The organism is Arthrobacter sp. BG3, from assembly GCF_056680185.1.
Map to the genome: position 1 here is coordinate 2,103,152 of NZ_CM155270.1, position 19,369 is coordinate 2,122,520.

At 64.1% G+C, this 19,369-nt stretch carries 10 protein-coding genes and 1 pseudogene; 8 read left to right on the plus strand and 3 right to left on the minus strand.

All coding sequences use genetic code 11. The features are described from left to right. Positions 1-2: 2 nt before the first annotated feature. The 6 genes and pseudogenes from AC1MFL_RS09335 (at position 3) to AC1MFL_RS09360 (ending at position 10,872) form a co-directional block, all read left to right on the plus strand. Positions 3-1,319 carry a sensor histidine kinase gene (locus AC1MFL_RS09335; protein WP_479815046.1) on the plus strand — a complete coding sequence of 439 codons (1,317 nt, stop codon included), beginning with the start codon at positions 3-5 and terminating at the stop codon, positions 1,317-1,319. A gap of 24 nt (positions 1,320-1,343) precedes the next feature. Beyond that, on the plus strand, positions 1,344-2,096 hold the full coding sequence (locus AC1MFL_RS09340) for a response regulator (RefSeq protein ID WP_479815408.1): 753 nt from the start codon (positions 1,344-1,346) through the stop codon (positions 2,094-2,096). A 255-nt stretch (positions 2,097-2,351) separates the two neighbouring features. Continuing rightward, positions 2,352-3,791: an amino acid permease gene (locus tag AC1MFL_RS09345; protein WP_479815048.1), complete on the plus strand. Its 1,440-nt coding sequence runs from the start codon at positions 2,352-2,354 to the stop codon at positions 3,789-3,791. Positions 3,792-4,216: 425 nt separating this feature from the next. Beyond that, positions 4,217-4,531, plus strand: a pseudogene (locus AC1MFL_RS09350) (peptidase associated/transthyretin-like domain-containing protein); the annotation flags it as partial. 39 nt (positions 4,532-4,570) lie between these two features. Beyond that, positions 4,571-5,881: a M18 family aminopeptidase gene (locus AC1MFL_RS09355; RefSeq protein ID WP_479815049.1), complete on the plus strand. Its 1,311-nt coding sequence runs from the start codon at positions 4,571-4,573 to the stop codon at positions 5,879-5,881. 305 nt (positions 5,882-6,186) lie between these two features. Then, entirely contained in the window at positions 6,187-10,872 is a 4,686-nt protein-coding gene (locus AC1MFL_RS09360; protein WP_479815050.1) for a DUF4082 domain-containing protein, read from the plus strand. Positions 10,873-11,224: 352 nt separating this feature from the next. On the opposite strand, the gene AC1MFL_RS09365 is transcribed toward AC1MFL_RS09360, so the two are convergent. Beyond that, entirely contained in the window at positions 11,225-12,619 is a 1,395-nt protein-coding gene (locus AC1MFL_RS09365) for a hypothetical protein (RefSeq protein WP_479815052.1), read from the minus strand. 172 nt (positions 12,620-12,791) lie between these two features. Between AC1MFL_RS09365 and AC1MFL_RS09370 the strand changes: the two genes are divergently transcribed. Both AC1MFL_RS09370 and AC1MFL_RS09375 read left to right on the plus strand, forming a co-directional pair. Further along, positions 12,792-14,189, plus strand: coding sequence for an O-antigen ligase family protein (locus AC1MFL_RS09370; protein WP_479815054.1), 1,398 nt, complete (start codon positions 12,792-12,794; stop codon positions 14,187-14,189). A 755-nt stretch (positions 14,190-14,944) separates the two neighbouring features. Next, entirely contained in the window at positions 14,945-16,204 is a 1,260-nt protein-coding gene (locus AC1MFL_RS09375; protein WP_479815056.1) for a glycosyltransferase, read from the plus strand. Positions 16,205-16,224: 20 nt separating this feature from the next. On the opposite strand, the gene AC1MFL_RS09380 is transcribed toward AC1MFL_RS09375, so the two are convergent. Continuing rightward, positions 16,225-17,832 carry a glycosyltransferase gene (locus tag AC1MFL_RS09380; protein WP_479815058.1) on the minus strand — a complete coding sequence of 536 codons (1,608 nt, stop codon included), beginning with the start codon at positions 17,830-17,832 and terminating at the stop codon, positions 16,225-16,227. Then, a complete protein-coding gene (locus tag AC1MFL_RS09385; protein WP_479815060.1) occupies positions 17,819-19,312 on the minus strand; it encodes an oligosaccharide flippase family protein in 1,494 nt (497 codons plus the stop codon). Before AC1MFL_RS09385 ends, AC1MFL_RS09380 begins: the two co-directional genes overlap by 14 nt. Positions 19,313-19,369: the final 57 nt, after the last annotated feature.

Consider the following 19,369-nt stretch of genomic DNA (forward strand, 5'->3'; position numbering starts at 1 on the left):
GCATGATCGATGCAGTTGCGGTGAAGGACGCGCCAGCCAGCCAGGCTGACGCGTCCTTCGCTGAAATCACGGCCCGGCGGCGGGGCCGGATCCGCCGCTACCTGTTCCAGTATCCGCGGGCCATGGATGCCGTCGTTGTGGCCTGCTACCTGCTCCTGGTCATCCCCACAGCCGTGGAATCAGTGCGCGACGGCGTCTGGCCGGCGGCCGTGCTGCTCGCAGCCGCCGCTGCGGCGCTGTCGTTCCGGCGAAGCCATCCGGTACCGGTGGTAGCCGTGGTGGCTGCGCTGGAAGCCGGCGTGACCCTGCTGCACCCCTGGGGCTCCAACGTCTCCGCCGCGCTGTGGTTTGCGTTGTACGCAGTCGCGGTGGTGCGCAGCCGGCGTTTCGCCCTGGGGTGGCTCGCGGCGGCCACAGCGCCGCTGGTGTTGCTGTACGTCCGGCTGGCCGTGGGCCCGCTGGACGGGCGGCTGCCGGACATGGGTACGAACACGCCGGAAAACTTCCAGCTGATCAGCAGCATCGCGGCCTGCGTCAGCATTGCCCTCTCCAACGTCATCGCAACCGGAATCGGCGTCTCGGTCCGGCAGCGGCGCGCGCACGAGCACGAGATTGCAGCCTGGGCCGCGAGGGCAGGGAGGCTCGCGTCAGTCACGGAACGGAACCGCATCGCCCGCGAAATGCACGACGTCGTGGCACATTCCCTCACGGTGATGATCAGCCTTTCGGACGGGGCCGCCGTCGTGCTCAAGAAGGACCCGGCGCGGGCGGCGGAAGTGCTCGGCGAACTCTCCCGCACCGGCCGCACCGCCCTGGCGGACATGCGCCGCGTCCTCGGCGTGCTGCGCGACGATGCCGCCCCCGGGCAGGCCCCGCGTGAGCCGCTGGTGGCAGGGGACAATCTGGGCAAACTGCTGGAAGGCTTCCGCACCGCGGGCCTCCCGCTGCACTACTCGCACACCGGACCCTCGCTGCCGGATGACGCGGCGTTCCAGTTGACGGTGTACCGGATCGTGCAGGAGTCACTGACGAACGCACTGCGGTACGGCCGTTCCCTGGGGCGGGTGGACGTGGCGGTCGTCCGGGACGGACCCACGGTCACCATCGACGTCGTCGACGACGGCAGGGGCTCCGTCGGTTCGGACGGCGCGGCAGCGGCGGGGGCGCGGTGTTCGGGGTCGGTGGGCACCGGCCAGGGCCTCGCCGGAATGCGGGAGCGGGCCCGCATCTACGCGGGCACCGTCGAGGCGGGACGCAGTGCCGAGCACGGTTGGCGTGTGCACGCCGTGCTGCACTGGAACGGCGCCAACGGGAAGTGAGGGCGCATGAGTGAAGGGGAACCGATGACCGGGACCGGGCCGATCCGCATCCTGCTGGCAGATGACCAGCCGCTCCTGCGGATGGGCTTCCGCCTGATCCTGGAAGGCGAGGATGACCTGAGCGTTGTGGGCGAGGCCTCCGACGGTGCCGACGCGGTGGGCCAGGTCCGGGACCTCGCCCCCGACGTCGTGCTGATGGACGTGCGGATGCCGGTGCTGGACGGGATCGAGGCCACCCGGGCGATCACCGCGTCCGGTGCCCACGCCAAGGTCATCATCCTCACCACCTTCGACCTGGACGAATACGCCTTCGCCGGACTCCGGGCCGGGGCCTCGGCCTTCCTGCTCAAGGACGTGGCGCCGGCCGAACTTATCAGCGCCGTTCGGGTGGTGGCGAGCGGGGACGCGGTGGTGGCGCCGCGGGTCACCCGGCGGCTTCTGGAAGAGTATGTCCGCGGCAACGGGGCCGGGGCCGGGGCCTGGGCCTGGGCGCCCTCCGGGTCCGGGGACGCCCCCGGACCGGGATCCCCCGCCGGGCCCAGACCGGCCAAGGATCCGCTGCTGGAGGACCTCACCGCGCGCGAAACCGAAATGCTCGGGGCGATGGCCGGGGGGCTTTCGAACGCCGAGATTGCGCACCGGTACTTCCTCTCCGAAGCCACCGTCAAGACGCACGTGAGGCGGATCCTCAGCAAGCTCCACCTGAGAGACCGGGTCCAGGCGGTGGTCTACGCCTACGAGACCGGCCTGGTGGTGCCGAGCAACCCGGACTATTGAGTCAAAGGGGCGCGCCGCTCCGCTGGAGCCTGAAACAGTGGTTTCAGGCACATTACAGAATTGCCCGTGAGGCAACATCCTTTGCCTCCTGCGCCCATTTCCTGGACCTGTGCCCGCAATGCCTGTCCGTCATTTGTGGGATTGCACAGAACGGACGCTTCCCTGCCGGGTCTACTGTGAGACGTCAATGTGGTCCGCCACACAACTTTTCACGATCCACCGCGGATCCAAACAATCCACGAAGGACGGCGCTTCATGCAGCCTGACCAGCAGCTCTCCAAATCCCTGAAACCCAGGCATCTGTCCATGATCGCCATCGCGGGGGTGATTGGTGCCGGCCTGTTTGTCGGCTCCGGCGCCGCGATCCAGCAGGCCGGCCCGGGCATCCTGGTCGCCTATGCTGCGGCGGGACTCGTCGTTATCCTGGTCATGCGGATGCTGGGCGAGATGGCCGCGGCGAATCCCGAAACCGGCTCGTTCTCAACCTACGCTGACAAGGCCCTGGGCCGCTGGGCAGGGTTCAGCATCGGCTGGCTGTACGCGTGGTTCTGGATCATTGTGCTGGGCATCGAGGCGACGGCGGGCGCGGCAATCATGCACCGCTGGGTGCCCGGCATCGACCAATGGGTCTGGGCGCTGCTGCTGATGGTGCTCCTGACGCTGACCAACCTGGGCTCGGTGAAGTCCTTCGGTGAGTTCGAATTCTGGTTCGCCTCCATCAAGGTCGCGGCGATCGCGCTGTTCCTGCTCTTCGGCGTCGCGGCAATCCTGGGCCTCATCCCGGGCGTTCCGGCCCCCGGAGTGAGCAACCTGCTCGATAACGGCGGCTTCATGCCCAACGGACCGGGCGCCGTGCTGGCGGGCATCCTCGTGGTCGTGTTCTCCTTCTTTGGCGCTGAAATCGCCACCATCGCCGCCGGGGAATCCGAAAACCCTGTCGACGCGGTCAAGAAGGCCGTAAAGTCCACCGTCTGGCGCATCCTCGTCTTCTACATCGGCTCCATCGCGGTGGTGGTCACCCTGCTGCCCTGGAACTCCGCCTCCGTGGCCAAGAGCCCGTACGTTGCCGTCATCGAGCTGTTCGGCATCCCCGGTGCCGGCACCATCATGGACATCGTCGTGCTGACCTCCGTGCTGTCCTGCCTCAACTCCGGCCTGTACACCGCGAGCCGGATGCTGTTCTCGCTCTCCCGCCGCGGCGACGCGCCGCGGGCCTGGATGCGGATCTCCAAGCGCGGCGTGCCCGCGGCCGCCGTGCTTGCCTCCACCGTGGTGGGCTTCGTCACCGTGGGCCTGAACTACATCGCCCCGGACACCGTGTTCCTGTTCCTGGTCAACACCTCAGGGGCCATCGCCCTGTTCGTCTGGCTCGTGATCGCCGGCTCGCAGCTGATCCTGCGCCGCCGGATGGGTGCGGCGGCCAAGGACCTCCAGCTGAAGATGTGGCTCTTCCCCTACCTGACGTGGGTTGCCATTATCAGCATCGTGGCGCTGCTGGTCGGCATGGTGATCCTGGATACCACCCGCGAATCGCTGCTGCTCTCCCTGGCCCTCGCCGCCGTCGTGGTCGGGATCGGCATCTGGCGCTACCGCAGGAATGGCGGGAAGGCACCTGCCGCTGAGACCGGCGAGATCAAGGCCCCCGAGACCGTGGCGCCGGCTGAAGGCGTAACCGTGGGTGCCGGCCCGGCGTAGCGGCTCACCGAGGGCCCGCGCTTTCGTCAGCACCGCGGGTTCCGCCAGCACCAGCAGGGACATGCCCAGTCCTGCCGTGCAGCGTTGGACATATTGCCACCATGTCCACTCGCCGCCGCCAGGGGAGGGTATGTCCCGCGGGGCAGAGGGGGCATGTCCGGACCTGGCCGCACGCGGAGGGCATGCCCCGCCCCCGGCCAGCCCCCCGCCCGTTCCCGCGCAAACCACAGCGGCACACAGCAAGGGCCTAGTGTCGGCATAGCACCCCGGGGTTCCAGGACGTATGACCACTACTCCGCAGCCACCGCACGAGCCGCACCCCAAACACGACCGCGGCGCCGGCACCGCCGCCGCCCTGGCAGCCTGCAGCCCGGGCGGCTCCGCCACAGGGGCCGCGTCAGCCACGGCGGCAGCTACGGGATCGACGCACCACCTTCCAGACCATCTTCGCTGGCGCCTACAGCGGCCGCTGGCCACACATCCACTTCGAAGTCTTCGAGTCCATGGACAACGCGACGGCGGCCGGGCAGGTCCTCGCGGTGTCCCAGATCGCGCTGACCGACGCCGCCGGCACGGAGGTCTATTCCTCGGCCGGCTACGAATCCAGCGCCCGGAACTTCCCCCGGACCACGCTGAAGTCGGACAACGTCTTCGGCAACGACGGCGGCATCCACCAGCTGGCCGCGATGTCCGGTTCGGCGTCCGGCGGATACACGGCCGGACTCAACGTCACTGTGTAGGGGCTCGCCGCCCGGCGCGACGGCGCTAGACTCGGAGCCATGCCTTCAGAGTCCAGTGCCGCAGCCCACATCCAGGACCTCGGCGCGTACGTCACCGCATCGCCGTCAAGCTTCCATGCCGTCCACGAGGCCGCCCGCCGGCTGGAGCAGGCGGGATTCACCGCCCTCGACGAGCTGCAGCCCTGGGGCGGTGCTGCCGGGACCGGGAAGTTCTACATGGTCCGCGACGGTGCGATCATCGCCTGGGTCACGCCGGGGACGGCCGGCCCCACCACCGGCTTCAACATCCTGGGCGCCCACACCGATTCGCCGTCGTTCAAGCTCAAGCCCAAACCCACCACCGGAAAATTCGGCTGGCTGCAGGCCGGCGTCGAGGTCTACGGCGGCCCGTTGCTCAACTCCTGGCTGGACCGCGAGCTGCAGCTCGCCGGGCGCCTGGTGATGCGGGACGGCACCCAACACCTCACCGCCACCGGGCCGCTGCTGCGATTCCCGCAGCTTGCCATCCATCTGGACCGCTCCGTGAACGAGGGGCTGGTCCTGGACAAGCAGCAGCACATGAACCCGGTCTACGGCCTCGGCGACCCGGCCGGCGAGGACCTGCTCGGCCTGCTGGCGGACCGGGTTCCGGGCGCGGACGTGGACGCTGCCCTGATCGGCGGCTACGACGTCGTCATCGCCGACACCCAGGCCCCGGCCGTGTTCGGCGCGAAGCGTGAGTTCTTCGCGTCCGGCCGGCTGGACAACCTGTCGGCGACCCATGCCGGGCTCACCGCGCTCATCGCCCACGCCGCCGCGCCGCTGCCGGCCGGGGCGCCGATAGCCGTGCTGGCCGCATTCGACCATGAGGAAATCGGCTCCGCCTCCCGGTCCGGCGCGAGCGGGCCCATCCTCGAGGACGTGCTGGTGCGCATTTCCGACGGTCTGGGAGCGTCGGCGAGCCAGCGGCGGCAGGCTTTCGCGGCGTCGTTCTGTGTGTCCGCCGACGCCGGCCACGCCGTCCACCCCAACTACGCCGAACGGCACGATCCGGCCAACCGGCCGGCCCTGAACGGCGGCCCGCTGCTGAAGATCAACGCCAACCAGCGCTACGCCACGGACGCCACCGGCGCCGCACTCTGGGCCCGGCTGTGCGCGGACGCGGGCATCCCCTACCAGGAATTCGTCTCCAACAACGTGATGCCCTGCGGCTCGACGATCGGCCCGCTGACCGCCACCCGCCTCGGCATCCGGACGGTCGACGTCGGCGTGCCCCTGCTCTCGATGCACTCGGCCCGTGAACTCTGCGGCGTGGAGGACCCCTACCGGCTCGCGAAGGTGACGGAGCTCTTCTTTCGGACCGCGGCGTAATTGCAGGTCAGGGAGCGGTAGGCCCGGCCCGGAGGTGTCAACCCACATTGATCCTGCGGATACCCACATAGTTCCCACCGACCGTCTGGCGGTAGCCCCTGGGCGGGCCTAACGTTCTAAGCGGCGGGAGGCTTCGAAGCCAGGTCGTCCAGGTTCCGGACTGCCTGGCTTTCGGTGCTTTCCATGAACGAAGTTGCCGGGCGCGGGTACCCTGTGCCCGGCGTCGGTAGCACAAAGGCGGTCACGGGTGGTGCAGACACCTGGGGGGCGCACGTCGAATACTCGCGTGTCGAACTGGAGTTAACGTGTTTGCAAAAATTAAGCCAGCTCCCGATGGGCTGCGGCGGATCTGCTCGACTCTCGCACTGGCCCTGGTCGGAGGGTCGTTGTCCTTTAGCTCCGCCTTGATAGCGGCGGCTCCGGCATCGGCGGCGCCATGCACCCCACCTGTGACAAACGTGATCGCCTGCGAAAACTCATTGCCCGGTACCCCTTCGTCGGACTGGGAGGTCACGGGTTCCGGCGACTCCTCCATCCAGGGGTTCGGGACCGCGATGAGCGTGAACGTCGGTGGCAGCATCAGCTTCAAGATCAAAACATCGGTGTCCGCCTACCACATCGACATTCTGCGCTTCGGCTATTACCAGGGCGACGGCGCGCGGAAGGTGGCCGCAAATATTCCCTTGTCCGCGACGCTGCCCCAGTCTCAGCCGGCGTGTCTGACGGACTCGACCTCCGGCCTGGTGGACTGCGGGAACTGGGCTGTGTCCGCGTCGTGGGCTGTGCCGGCAGCGGCGGTGTCCGGTGTGTACTTCGCCCATCTTGTGCGCAATGACAACGGCGGAGACAGCATGATTCCCTTCGTTGTGCGAAATGAGGCCAGCACCAGCCCCATGGTTGTCCAGACCTCCGACACGACCTGGCAGGCCTACAACAACTACGGAGGCAACAGCCTCTACAGCTGCACCGTGGCCTGCCCGAGCGGGAACCCGCTGGCGTACAAGGCGGCCTTCAAGGTCTCCTACAACAGGCCTTTCAACTCCACCGGGGACCAGGGCCACAGCTGGCTCATGGACACGGAGTACCCGATGATCCGCTTCATAGAAGCCAACGGCTATGACGTGAGCTACCTCAGTGGCTGGGACGTGAATACCAGGGGCAGCCTCTTGCTGAACCACAAGATGTTTGTTTCTTCCGGCCATGACGAGTACTGGAGCGGTCCGCAGAGGTCAAATGTTGAAGCGGCCCGTGATGCGGGCGTAAACCTAGCCTTCTTCAGCGGCAACGAGATGTTTTGGCGTACCCGCTGGGAGCCAAGCATTGATGCGGGCCACACGGACGGCAGGACGCTCGTCTCCTACAAGGACACGCACTTCAATGGGCCCACCGATCCGGTCGGGTGGACCGGGACCTGGCGCGACCCCCGATATGGGACCGCCAGCGGCGGCGGGAATCCGGAGAACTCGCTGACCGGGCAGTTCTTTATCGTCAACTCTGGATCGGCCGACATCAAAGTTCCCGCCAAATTCGCGTCGATGCGGCTGTGGCGGAATACGGCTGCGGCCAGTTTGACCGGGACGCAGTCACTCACGCTGGGAAGTGGCCTTGACACCCTCGGTTATGAATGGGACATCGACGCCGACAACGGGTTCAGACCGCCCGGCGCCTTCAAGCTTTCCTCGACCACGGTCGCCGTTCCCGAGGCGTTCACGGACTACGGAAGCAGCACGGCACCGTCGACCCAGACGCACAACCTCGTCATGTACCGTGCGGCCAGCGGCGCCCTGGTATTCGGGGCCGGAACCGTCCAGTGGGCCTATGGCCTTGACGGGTTCACGACCCTGGCTGCAACTGACAAGAACATGCGCCAGGCCACCGTCAACCTCTTTGCCGACATGGGCGCCCAGCCGGCCACCCTGCTGACGGGCCTTGTCGCCGCAACAAAGTCCACCGACACGACCGCCCCGGTGTCAGCCATCACCTCGGGCCTCGACGGACAGACGGTTGCGGACGGCTCAAAGGTGACCATCTCAGGCACCGCGTCGGACGTGGGCGGCGTTGTATCCGGCGTTGAGATCACCACCGATGGCGGAACAACCTGGCGGCCCGCAACGGGGACGACGAGCTGGACGTACTCATGGACGGTGCACGGCAACCCGGTCGCCACGGTCAAGATCCGCGCGGTCGATGATTCCGGCAACCTGGAGTCGCCGGGGACGGGCGCCAAGGCTAATGTTTCATGCCCCTGTTCCGTCTTTGGTGCGAGCGTCACCCCGGATACCCCGGACTCGGGGGACGGAGGAAGCCTCGAACTTGGGATGAAGTTCAGCTCCCAGACGGCAGGGACAGTCACGGGCGTCAGCTTCTACAAGTCCGGGCTGAACAAGGGAACCCACGTCGGTAACCTCTGGACGGCCGCAGGGTCACTGCTGGCGTCGGTAACCTTCACTGCTGAAACTGCCACGGGCTGGCAGACCGCCAACTTCTCGACTCCCGTGGCCATAACAGCGAACACCACGTACGTTGTGTCATATTTTGCACCGCAAGGGCATTATTCCCAGGCTCCCGGCTACATGTATCCCAATCCATCCCCCATGCCGGCCGGGGGGGCGTCGCTGGACAGCAGTCCGCTGCATGGCCTCAGAAATACGCCGACGTCGGGCAATGGCGTATATGCCTATGGAGCCAGCAGCAAGTTTCCCACCTCCTCCTACAACGCCGAGAACTACTGGGTCGACGTGCGCTTCGCACCCGCCGCACCGACCGCCCCGGCGGTTGCTTCCACCGTTCCGGCTAACCTGGCGACCGGGGTGGCTGTCACGACCGCTCCGGCGGCGACTTTCAACCAGCCCGTGACCGGAAGCAGCGTGGCGTTCACGCTCAAGAACCCCAGTGGCACCGCGGTGGCCGGAACGATGAGCTACAGCGGAAGTACTGCGACGTTCAAACCCACTGCCGCGCTGGAATACAGCACCAGCTTCACGGCAACCGTCAGCGGTGCAACAAACACCACCGGACAGACGATGGTCAGCCCCTACAGTTGGACGTTTACGACGGCAGCGGCTCCGAGCCCGCCCGTGGTTTCCTCTACGACGCCGGTGAACCAGGCAACCTCCGTGTCCACGTCGGTCGCTCTCACAGCGACCTTCGACCAGGCTGTTGACCCGGCTTCTGTCGTCTTCACGCTGCTTGACGCATCGAATGCCACGGTTCCAGGTAGCAGTGGGTACAACGCCGCAACCAATACGGTGACTTTCACGCCGAACTCTGCCCTGGCCTATTCCAGCAGCTATAAGGCAACGGTGAGCGGAGCCACAAATGCCACCGGGCAGCCGATGGCAGTTCCCTACAGCTGGACGTTCACTACGGCGGCACCCCCGGCTGCCCCCGCAGTGAGTTCAACGTCGCCCGTCAACCAAGCAATAGGGGTGGGTGTCAACGTCGCACCGAGTGCCACGTTCAACCAACCGATCACAGCGAGCGGCGTAACCTTCACCCTGACAACGGGAACAACAAACGTCCCCGGCACGCTCACGTACAGCGGGAGCACCGTGACCCTTACACCAAGTTCCGCGCTCGCTTACAGCACCACTTACACCGCCCGCGTGAGCGGGGCGACGAATGTGAACGGGCAGACCATGGCCAGTCCGTACAGCTGGACGTTCACGACGGCGGCGCAGCCGGCCGTCAGTTGTCCCTGTACGGTCTTCACTTCCAGCGCCCTACCCGCCACTATTGACGTTTCCGATGGATCTTCGGTGGAGCTTGGCATGAAGTTCCGTTCGGATGTTGCCGGCAGCGTTACTGGAATCCGCTTCTACAAGAGTGCGCAGAACCTTGGAACCCACACCGGAAAGTTGTGGACCGGCGGTGGTCAGCTGCTGGCGTCCGTTACTTTCACTGGGGAGTCCGCTTCCGGCTGGCAACAGGCGAACCTGTCTGCACCGGTGTCAATTCAGGCTGGTACCACCTATGTGGTGTCCTACTATGCACCGGCCGGGCACTATTCAGCCAACGGAGGCTTCTTTACGTCGGCGGCGGACAACTATCCGCTCCATGGCCTGGCGACGGGGGTGGATGGCCTCAACGGCGTCTATGGCTATGGCAGCTCGGCTTTCCCGACGAACAGCTACAACTCGGCAAACTACTGGGTGGATGTCGTCATGAACGGATCGAGTTCTCAAACCGTTCCCGTGATCTCATCCACCGTTCCGGGCAGTTCAGCCAGCAATGTTGCGGTTACGACAACAATCCGGGCGAGTTACGACAGGGCTGTTGATCCCAGTACGGTCAGCTTCAACGTCAAGGACTCGGTGAGCGCAGATGTGCCAGGAACGCTCAGCTATGACAGCCTCACCAATACGTCGGTGTTCACCCCGGCGGCGGCACTGGCCTACAACACCACCTACACGGCCACGGTGTCCGGTGCGGTGGCTGCCAGCGGGCAGCCAATGGCAGCTCCGTATGTCTGGTCGTTCACCACTGTTCCAGCCCCTGGCGGCTGCCCCTGTACCGTTTTCGATCCAGCGGCGGTGCCGTCAACGGTGACCGCACAAGACGGGTCCTCAGTGGAACTGGGTATGAAGTTCCGGTCAGACGTCGCCGGAACGGTGACCGGCGTGCGCTTTTACAAGGGACCGCAGAACACCGGGACGCACGTAGGCAAGCTCTGGACATCGGGTGGCCAACTTCTGGGCAGCGTGACGTTCACGAATGAAGGGTCCACGGGGTGGCAGCGAGCAACATTTGCGGCCCCGATCAGTATCAGTGCTAACACGGTTTACGTTGTGTCGTACCTGGCCCCGAACGGATACTACTCGGCGGACGGAGCCTTCTTTGCGGGACGGTCAGCCGATCGAGGCAACCTTCACGGTCTTGCTGATGGCGCCAGCGGACCCAACGGGGTTTACCTCTATGGTTCAGGGGGTTTCCCCAGCAACAGCTGGAACGCCACCAACTACTGGGTGGACGTCGAGTTCACCGCTCCGTGAACCGACCACGATCCGAGCCCGAGCAACGGCGAGCCGGCACGGAAGTCACCTTTCCGTGCCGGCGGGTGAATGGCCACCACCTCACCAGCCAATGCCCATCACCAGTCGGCCGGGCCTTTTGACTCATTCGCTCGTGCCGGACGCTCGAGGGCGCCATCGTTCCTCCCGCCGGGACTGCGACCGGGTGGAAATGACCTGGCAGGCCAGACAGCAGGCCGAGCGGTGATCATTTATGAAGGGCGCCGGCACCGTCAACCCGCAGCTACTCGGAGCTATCAAATGAGGCATACAGCCTCTCAGACGGAGGCTGTCCATAAGTCAACGTGTTCCATCGGTTGACGGGCAGGTGTTCTTACCCCAGCCCGCAAGTGTTTCCGCCCTCGAGGCGGTATATATGGACGGCATTGACTCCGGCAAAGGTGTCGGTGAAGGCATTTTCCGACACCTTCAGGGAGCGCCCTTCGTCAAGTACGCTTGCAGCGGTGGAGCGGCCACAGGCGAGGGTGAATGTCACGCTCTGCCCTGCGCCACGATTGGCTGCCGCGAACAGATAGAAGTTGCCGTTGAAAACCTTAACAGCGAGGTCAACCCCGTTGCCATCAGCGGACACCAGGCCGTTTACCGAAGGCGAATTCAAAACCGGAGCAAGCGATGTAATTTGCCGGTTGACTGCAGCCACAGTCGGCCTGACTTGTTTGCCGCAATCTTCCCGAAGGATGTGCTGCGAGATGCAGTCGCCTCCAAAGCTGTGGTTGAAGTAGACGATTCCGCGGGCGCCGTGGATGATGCTGCTCCAGACGGCCGCCCGAATCTGGGGTGCGGTGATGCTAAGGGATTCCGGTTCGGAGAACGGGTGCCCGAGTTCGACAAATGCCCAGACAGGCTTGCTCCCGGCCGGGTTGACCAGAGAACGAACCCTATCGACGGTCCAGCCGTAGTGCGCGGCAACGCGGCATTCTTCGTCTGTCAGGTCCCGGCCGTTCCCGAAGACTGCACCTCCCTCGACCAGGCTGCAGATATAGGGATCAGTGAACCAGTAGTTGTCCGCGGAAACGACGTCCTGGTATTTGTTGACGAACTGGGCGGCTGCTGGGTTTTTCAACTGAAAAGTGACGCCTTTGCCGTAATTTGAGTAACGGAGGGCCCCGGCGGGCAACCTGGACGTCATTGCCTCTTGGACCGTGAATCCGCATCCCGAATCCGGGGGGCTGCAAATGACGCCTTCACCCTGCTGATTTCCCGTCCATGCATTGGATCCGCCGCCGGCCCACATATCAACCTCGTCAGAGACGAGATATCCGGACGCGAACGGGGACTTAGCTGACGGAATGGCATGCAAGCCGTTGGAGCGGATCAGGGAGAGATCGGAATTGTCTGTGAGCTGGACGTAGGTGTTGATTCCGGCAGCGCGGTCCAGATCCAGGTCGCCGGGCTGCAGCACGCTTTCAAACCAGACCCCTATCGGGAAGAAGTCCTGTCCAGCGGGCAGGGATACCGGGAACCGGCCATAGAAATTTCTGCCGCCGTCGGGCTCCTGTAGCGCGACGCTTTCGGGAGCAAGGTCCTGAGGAACCAGCCGGGAGTCGATGGCCGCCCCGGACCGCGGGGCACCCGCGCTGGCCATGGTCGCAACGATGATGACCGCAACCATGAGAACCTGAACGAGAGTGAACGTGAATGCCCGGGCCTTGCCGCGCTTGACGGCGGTTCTGGCCGATTTGGGTAAGGCTCCTGAGGACCATCTCATCGCCGGCTCCTGACTGGAGGGTTGGCTTCCGGCATGGCTCTAATTGACAGCGAAATATCAGAGACAGACCGCGAGCTTTCCGGCTAGGGTATCACTCAGGGCGTGGGGTGCATACGATGTTCTGACCGCGCCGGGCAAACACACAAGGCCGGGCAAACACACAAGGGGGGTCGTGAGCAAGCAGTCGCCAAGCAGTCCGAACCTTACGCCGGCTCCCGGTTTCCGGCCGCCGCGCGAGCTCCTGCAGCCCGCATCGGGTCCCATGATGTTGCTGCGGGCCACTGCTGCTGCGTGTTTCATTTTCCCGAGCAACATGGTTCTGGAGCCGCTGGGTGCGTCCGGATACATTGCCCATATTCTTGCCCTTCTCGTCCTGCTCCTGTGGCTGGCTTCCGTGGCTTTTGGCCTCCACAGCACGCTGGAGTTCAAGCATCCCGGACGGTTCGCCGTGGGGGCGCTCGTCGTCGTTTCCTGCATCGCCTACGCGGCCATGTTCGCCGGGTTCAGCGCGTCGTCGAACGAGACGTCCAGGGCCAGTGCTGACCGCTGGATGCTGCTGATGGCAGCGTCCTCGGGGATTATCCTGGCGACAGCAGAGACGGTCCGGACTGTTGACGGGGCAATGGTGCTTGTCCGGGCCATCCTACGAGGGGCGGTGTTCTGCAGCATCGTAGCCATAATTCAGTTTGTGACCCATTTCGATCCCTTGGTGTGGATTGAGAGTGTCATGGTCGGCTTCAAGGACAACGGCGGCAACCAACCCTTTCAGCAGCGAGGCAATTTCCTCCGAGTCGCTGGGAGCACCTTCCATCCAATCGAACTCGGGGTGTTGGCCTCCATGCTCGTACCGCTTTCGCTCTGGCGTGCGTTGTATGACATCAAGGGCTGGAAGCCGCTGCAATGGGCAGGAACCGGTCTGCTGGTCTTTTCAATCGCCGCGACTGTCTCGCGCTCGGGGATGATCGGCATTGCTACGGTCGCCCTGGTTTTTGTACCCTTCCTGCCAGCACGCACCCGCCAATGGACAATGCTGGGGTTCGCTGCCGCCGGATTGGGCCTATTCGTCGCAGTCCCGGGACTTGTGGCAACACTTTTCGGCACAGCTACCGCAGGCACTGCAGATCCCTCGATTACCGCCAGGCTGCAGGACTATCCGCGTGTGGAGGCCCTTGTATCCGCTCATCCCTGGACCGGCATTGGGCCGGGCGCCTACTTGTCCATCAACGCCATCGAAGTTCTTGACAACCAGTACCTCAAAACCATGGTGGAAATGGGTATTCCCGGGCTTATTGCCTTGCTGGGCTACATGGTTATCCCGGGTGTTGCAGCTTGGATTGCGGCCCTCAACGCCCGAGACGAGCGCCTGAAAACGCTCGCAGGCGCGGTGGCGGCGGCGTGCACGGTTGCCGCACCTGCTTCAGCGGCATTTGACGCCTTGGGGTTTCCTGTCCTGGCCTTAATTTATCCGTTTTGTGTCGGATTGTCCGGATCCGTCTGGATAATGGTCACAAAAGAAAAACAGGTGCTGTCGTCGGCTGGACCGAGGCAGCGGGACACCATCGGAAATTAGAAAGGCAGGAATGAATCCAGTATCTGTGCTCAGGATGCTCTGGCACCACAAATTTTCCATGTTGTCCGTTTTGATGCTTACGTTGGTTGCCGGATCGTACGTGTACTTTTTTGCGCCCCGGAACTATTCCGCTTCTTCAATATACGTTCTCGTAAATCCAAAGATCCCCTCCGCGGATCAGTTGCTAAAGGACCCCGCGTTGGCTGCTCGGAACGCAGACAATCCCTATTTGCGGTCCGCTGACAGTTCGCTCATAACGCAGGTCATGGTCACCAGATTGAGCTCTGTCGACACCGTGGACGCAGTCACGTCCGCAGGCCTCTCGCCTGACTACACGGTCACGCTGCCGGGTACCTCAGGGGCAGGGCAATTGATCCGGATAGAGGCCACTGGCTCCAGCCCCGCAAAGGCAATTTCCGCAGCTGAACTGCTTGGCCAGCAGCTAACCGAGGAACTGCGGTCCACGCAAAAAGTCAACGGGGCCGACGATTCGTATCTGTTTACCGCTCTTCCGATTGACCCGCCAAACAAGGCCACAGAACAGTACTCCAGCCGGCTCCGTTCCCTTGTGGTTGTCCTAATCGCCGGCGTCATTCTCACTTTTGCGGCTGTGTCCGTCGCCCGGGTCGTTGAGTCTTCCCGGATTGCCCGCGCTGCAGCCCCGCGAGTCCGACGGACGCTTGATTCCGAACGGGCCCGGCACGCGGCGAAAGACTCCGCTGCTGCGGACGAGGGCTCCGAAAAGGACTCAAGCGATGTGGCTCGACAATTCCCTGCCAGGAATGCGCAAAACGGAATTGAATCAGATGTACCAGCCCGGTTCTGAACGGACACGGCGATGCGCCGTCTCCGTAATCTGCGTCTTCAACAACCCGGCCGTCTTGCGTGAGTGCCTCATACCTTCTGTGCAGGCCGGAGCCCTTGCGGCGCCGCGGACGGAGTTCATTTCTGTCGATAACACCGCGGGACAATTCGCCTCTGCCGGCGCGGCGTTGAACCACGGCGCTTCTCTGGCCGGCAACGATGTCCTGGTCTTTGTACACCAAGACGTATATCTACATTCGCTGGTTGCTGTCGAGGAGGCGGCCGCGGCATTACTGGACGATGACTCCATCGGGCTCGTGGGTGCTATTGGGATCACGAAGCGTGGCCAGCTGGTCGGAAGAATTCGGGACCGTATTGTTCTCTCAGGAGAGAGGAGCCGCGGGATGCCGGAGGTAGACAGCGTGGACGAAGTGCTCTTCATGGCCCGAAGGAATCCGATCCTCCAGGAGCCGCTGTCAGAGGACCACGATCTTTCCTGGCACGCCTACGCAGTGGAATACGGCGTCCGCATGCGCACCATGGGGAGAAGGGTTGCTGTTGCCGACATCCCGCTCACCCACAACAGCCTGACGGTGAATCTGGACCGGCTGGCTGAGGCCCACTCCCGGATCGCGGAGTTGTACCCCGAGCAGATGCCCGTGGTCACAACCTGCGGCATTGTCCGGCCGGCATCGGGGGCCAGGGCACGTTCCCTGGTACCGAGGGCCGTCGGAACGCAGAAATGGCGTTACCGTTGGCTGCGTGAGTCGCTGGTCGCCCATCGTCTGCGCAAACGAGTCGGAACGACTACGGTTCTTGGTGACATCCGGCGGGACGTCGATGAGATCTGCTCGGCCGCTGGTCTCACAAGCGCACTGGTCATCAGCGGAATGCCAGACAGGCATGATCGAATGCGTGTTGACGGAGCGTTGGAGCTGATGCGCAAAGGGGTGCGGTTCAGCTTCCTGACTGCAGAGGAGCGGTCAATACCTGGCATGCTCCGCTCGCAGCCGGAGCATCAGACCATTGCGCTGACGAACCTCAGTTTCGACGCAGTTGGTGACATCGCCGCAGCAATGTCCGGGCGGCAAGTCATGGCCGGTTTTCATGACAACACCGGTGCGTGGCTGCTGGCGGGGCCGGCCGTGGAGGCAGCGAGGCTGTTCTACAGCACCCGGCGGTCAACTCCGTTCGCGATGAAGTCAAGCTAATTGTGCCGGACCGGTTGCTCCTAGGCCGACGGTGAGTTCGGACGGATCGCACGAACTGTCCTCCTCAATCCTCCGACGTGATGGCGGGTCCATTCGGGTAGCAAATGCGACGCGCCCATGGGCTGGGATTTCTTCAGTTCGTTCCACAGCCTGAGACGCTGCGCCGCGGGGCGGAGAGACATAACGTCAGCTTCGGCGGCGCCCACACCGCCGCCGAACCCGGTTTGTTGCTGGACAAGCGCGACGAGCTGATCGAGGGGACCCTCCCGCCATGTAGCATTTCGGATCGAAGGCTCAGCCGCGAGCCGGAGCGCGTGGGCATAAACGTCCCTGACGGTGACGTTCCACGCGGCCAAGCTGTGGCCGGCCAGGACGGCCGACCGGGTGGCGTTGCCGCGACGCGCCGTCAGCGAAGGCGACCCGGCGAGCGATGTCATGGTTTCCACGAATTCGAGGGTCGAGGACGGGGTGAAGAGGATCCCGTCGATCCCCGGGGAGTCCGCACCGAGCACGTCGCACTCGGCGGGGTGGCCGCGGTAGGTCACCAGGGGGAGCCCGTTAGCCCCAGCCTCGAGCAGGGAAGTTAGGGACGCAAACGGGTAAGAGTCCAGGTACACGTCGGCCGCGGACAATAGGGCTGCAATATCGGACAGTCGACCAACAGCCCGGATTCGTCCATTTGTGGACGCGGCTGCTTCGGCCCATGGCCCATCGGGGGAAGGCCCAGCCACAAGTAGGGTCGCGTGGGGATGCCGCCCCAAGAAGGATCCGAAAAGCTCAATGAGAGATTCCGCGCCCACGGGATCATATTTGCTGGCCGCCGCCGCCGAGACCACCAGGAAGTCGTTGTCGGCGACGCCCCATCGGGATCTGGACTCTGATCGTTGGAAGGCCGAGAGGGGGGCGGCCGTGGCCAATTCCAGCGGGCGGTTCGCCAGCATGCATCGGCCCGGGTCTATGCCGCGCCGGGCGATGCTTAGTTGCTGGCCGCTTCGGCGGAGATTGAGGACAACGTTCGCCGCCGAAGTGCCGACCCAAAAGACATGATCCGCATGGTTTACGAAGACGGCAGGAGGAGAACCTTCGGCGCCCAAGGCGATGGCGGGGACGACATCATCCGGGTGGGCATGGACGATAACCGCGTCGGCGCCTTCAACTGCCCTGCTAAGTGCTTCGGCCCGCCGCAGGAGGCCTCCGGGCACTTTGTCCAAGAACCGGATTCCGGCAGACTCAGAGAGGCAACCGGAGATCTTCCCAGGCAAAGGTGCGCTGCCTTGTCGCGTCAGAATGAGCCGGTGCCTCGAATATCTGTCCTGACGGATCCAGCACGAAATCGTCTGCGTGTGGCCCCCGGATCCGTAAACCTGCGTCGCGACATGAACAACATTCAGCCTCCCGTCATGAGGGTTCGTTCGCTGGGGTCGGGTTCTGGGCACCGATTTCCTGAGCTGTGTCAGGACGGCTTCCAGTTCGTTGCTGGCAAAAAGGCCCGTGTGGTCCAGCCAGGCAAACCGGGCCGCCATTTGCGACTGCACCGCCGCCTCCTCCAGCGCCCCGTCCCTCAAGTGCGACTCGGCGCGCCGAACCAAGGCGTCAAAAATCTCCAGGTTTTCCCTAATGCTGGTCAAGGCTGCCCCGCCTGCCAAGAAGCCGCAGGGCGGCCACATCGTCGCGCCGGAGCCAAAGAAGTCCCGACACAACAGCCATGGTGGCCGTCGATGCGATAAGTAGGGTGATCCACGCGGGCAGCCGCCCATCCGACAGGAGACCCGTCCCAAGGACAAGTAGCGCTGAGCCTGCGCCGGGAAGGAGCAGTTGTCGCGCAACCTTCCAAGGACCGATGCCGGCGACGCTGAGGCGCCATAGGTAGATGGGTAACACCACGCCTGCTACCACCAGCAGCTGTGCCATCGCCACACCCCCAATTCCGCCTCCCGCGCCAAGAAGTAGGGCGGGAACCAGGGCTGCGAGCCAGAATAGCTGGGTGGACATGATGGACCCCGTCATGCCGATAACAACGAGGTAGTCGTAAATCAACTCAAAGAGTATTCGAAAGCCGGCAAGGATTGCCAGCCAGAAAAGGGCGCCTGCCGCCGCCGCCCAGGCTTCGCCGTAAACCAAGCCGACAATCGGACCGGAAGCTGCTGCGAGCAGGGCAACCATGGGAAACGTGATTGACGCCAGCACGCCGATCAGGGCGCTCATAGCGGATCGCATACTTTCAGGGTCATGCTGAAGCCGGGCGAAAACCGCCGGCGCCACACTGCGCAGCGGCTGGGAAAAGACGGTCACTGGCCAACTGGACAGGTTGAAGGCGAGAACGTACAGGCCAAGCATGGTTGGGCCGAGCAGGCTGCCAGTAACGAGCTGGTCCAGATAGCTGACGCAGAACACAATGACGCTGGCTCCAGCCAACGGCAATCCGAACCGCAACAGGGGTAGCACGACCTTCCGGTCCCACCCTGCTCGGAGGGGGATGGGCGACTTGATGACGAAGACGACACCGGAAATGCTGGAACCCGCTAGTCGACCTATTGCCAGGCTCATGGCCCCCAGTCCTGTCAAGACCAGGACAACCGACACGATGGCACCGACCCATACGTTGACTTGGTCGATCACCATCTTGGTCTTCTGATCGAATGAACGCTGCATCAGGGCCGCAGGCGTCGCAACGACGCCGCTCACAAGGACGCAACAGACCATAACGCGAACAACGTCAGTTGCCTCGGGATCACCCATGACCTCGGCGAACCATGGCGCGGCCGCGAGTCCCGCCGCGCAAAAAAGCGCGCTGCTAGCGATAGACAGCGTTGTAACCGTGGGAGCAATTGCCTGAGGATCCCCTGGCCAGCGGACGATCGCGAGGCTTACCCCGAGTTCGTTGAAGGTCAGTACGGCTAGTAAAGCAACCATGGCAACTGCGAACGTTCCGTAGGAATCCGGACCCAGCAGCCGTGCCAGAATGATTCCAATTCCCAGCGTCCCCAACTTGGCGATACCCGTGTTGAGCAGGCTCCAGCCGAGGGCTGCACTGGCGCCGGCGGCCCGGATCGGTCCGCTGGCGCCGGCCGGATCTGTGGACGCGGTCGGGGCAGGTCCGCGCTTCACGGCATGCCCGGCGTTAAGATCAGAGGGTCGGCCGCTTGTCCTGCTCCAGCACGTATG

Coding starts and splice junctions, on each gene's coding strand:
- AC1MFL_RS09335 (WP_479815046.1), top strand. CDS start 3: ATGATCGATGCAGTTGCGGTGAAGGACGCGCCAGCCAGCCAGGCTGAC.
- AC1MFL_RS09340 (WP_479815408.1), top strand. CDS start 1,344: ATGACCGGGACCGGGCCGATCCGCATCCTGCTGGCAGATGACCAGCCG.
- AC1MFL_RS09345 (WP_479815048.1), top strand. CDS start 2,352: ATGCAGCCTGACCAGCAGCTCTCCAAATCCCTGAAACCCAGGCATCTG.
- AC1MFL_RS09355 (WP_479815049.1), top strand. CDS start 4,571: ATGCCTTCAGAGTCCAGTGCCGCAGCCCACATCCAGGACCTCGGCGCG.
- AC1MFL_RS09365 (WP_479815052.1), bottom strand. CDS start 12,619: ATGAGATGGTCCTCAGGAGCCTTACCCAAATCGGCCAGAACCGCCGTC.
- AC1MFL_RS09375 (WP_479815056.1), top strand. CDS start 14,945: ATGTGGCTCGACAATTCCCTGCCAGGAATGCGCAAAACGGAATTGAAT.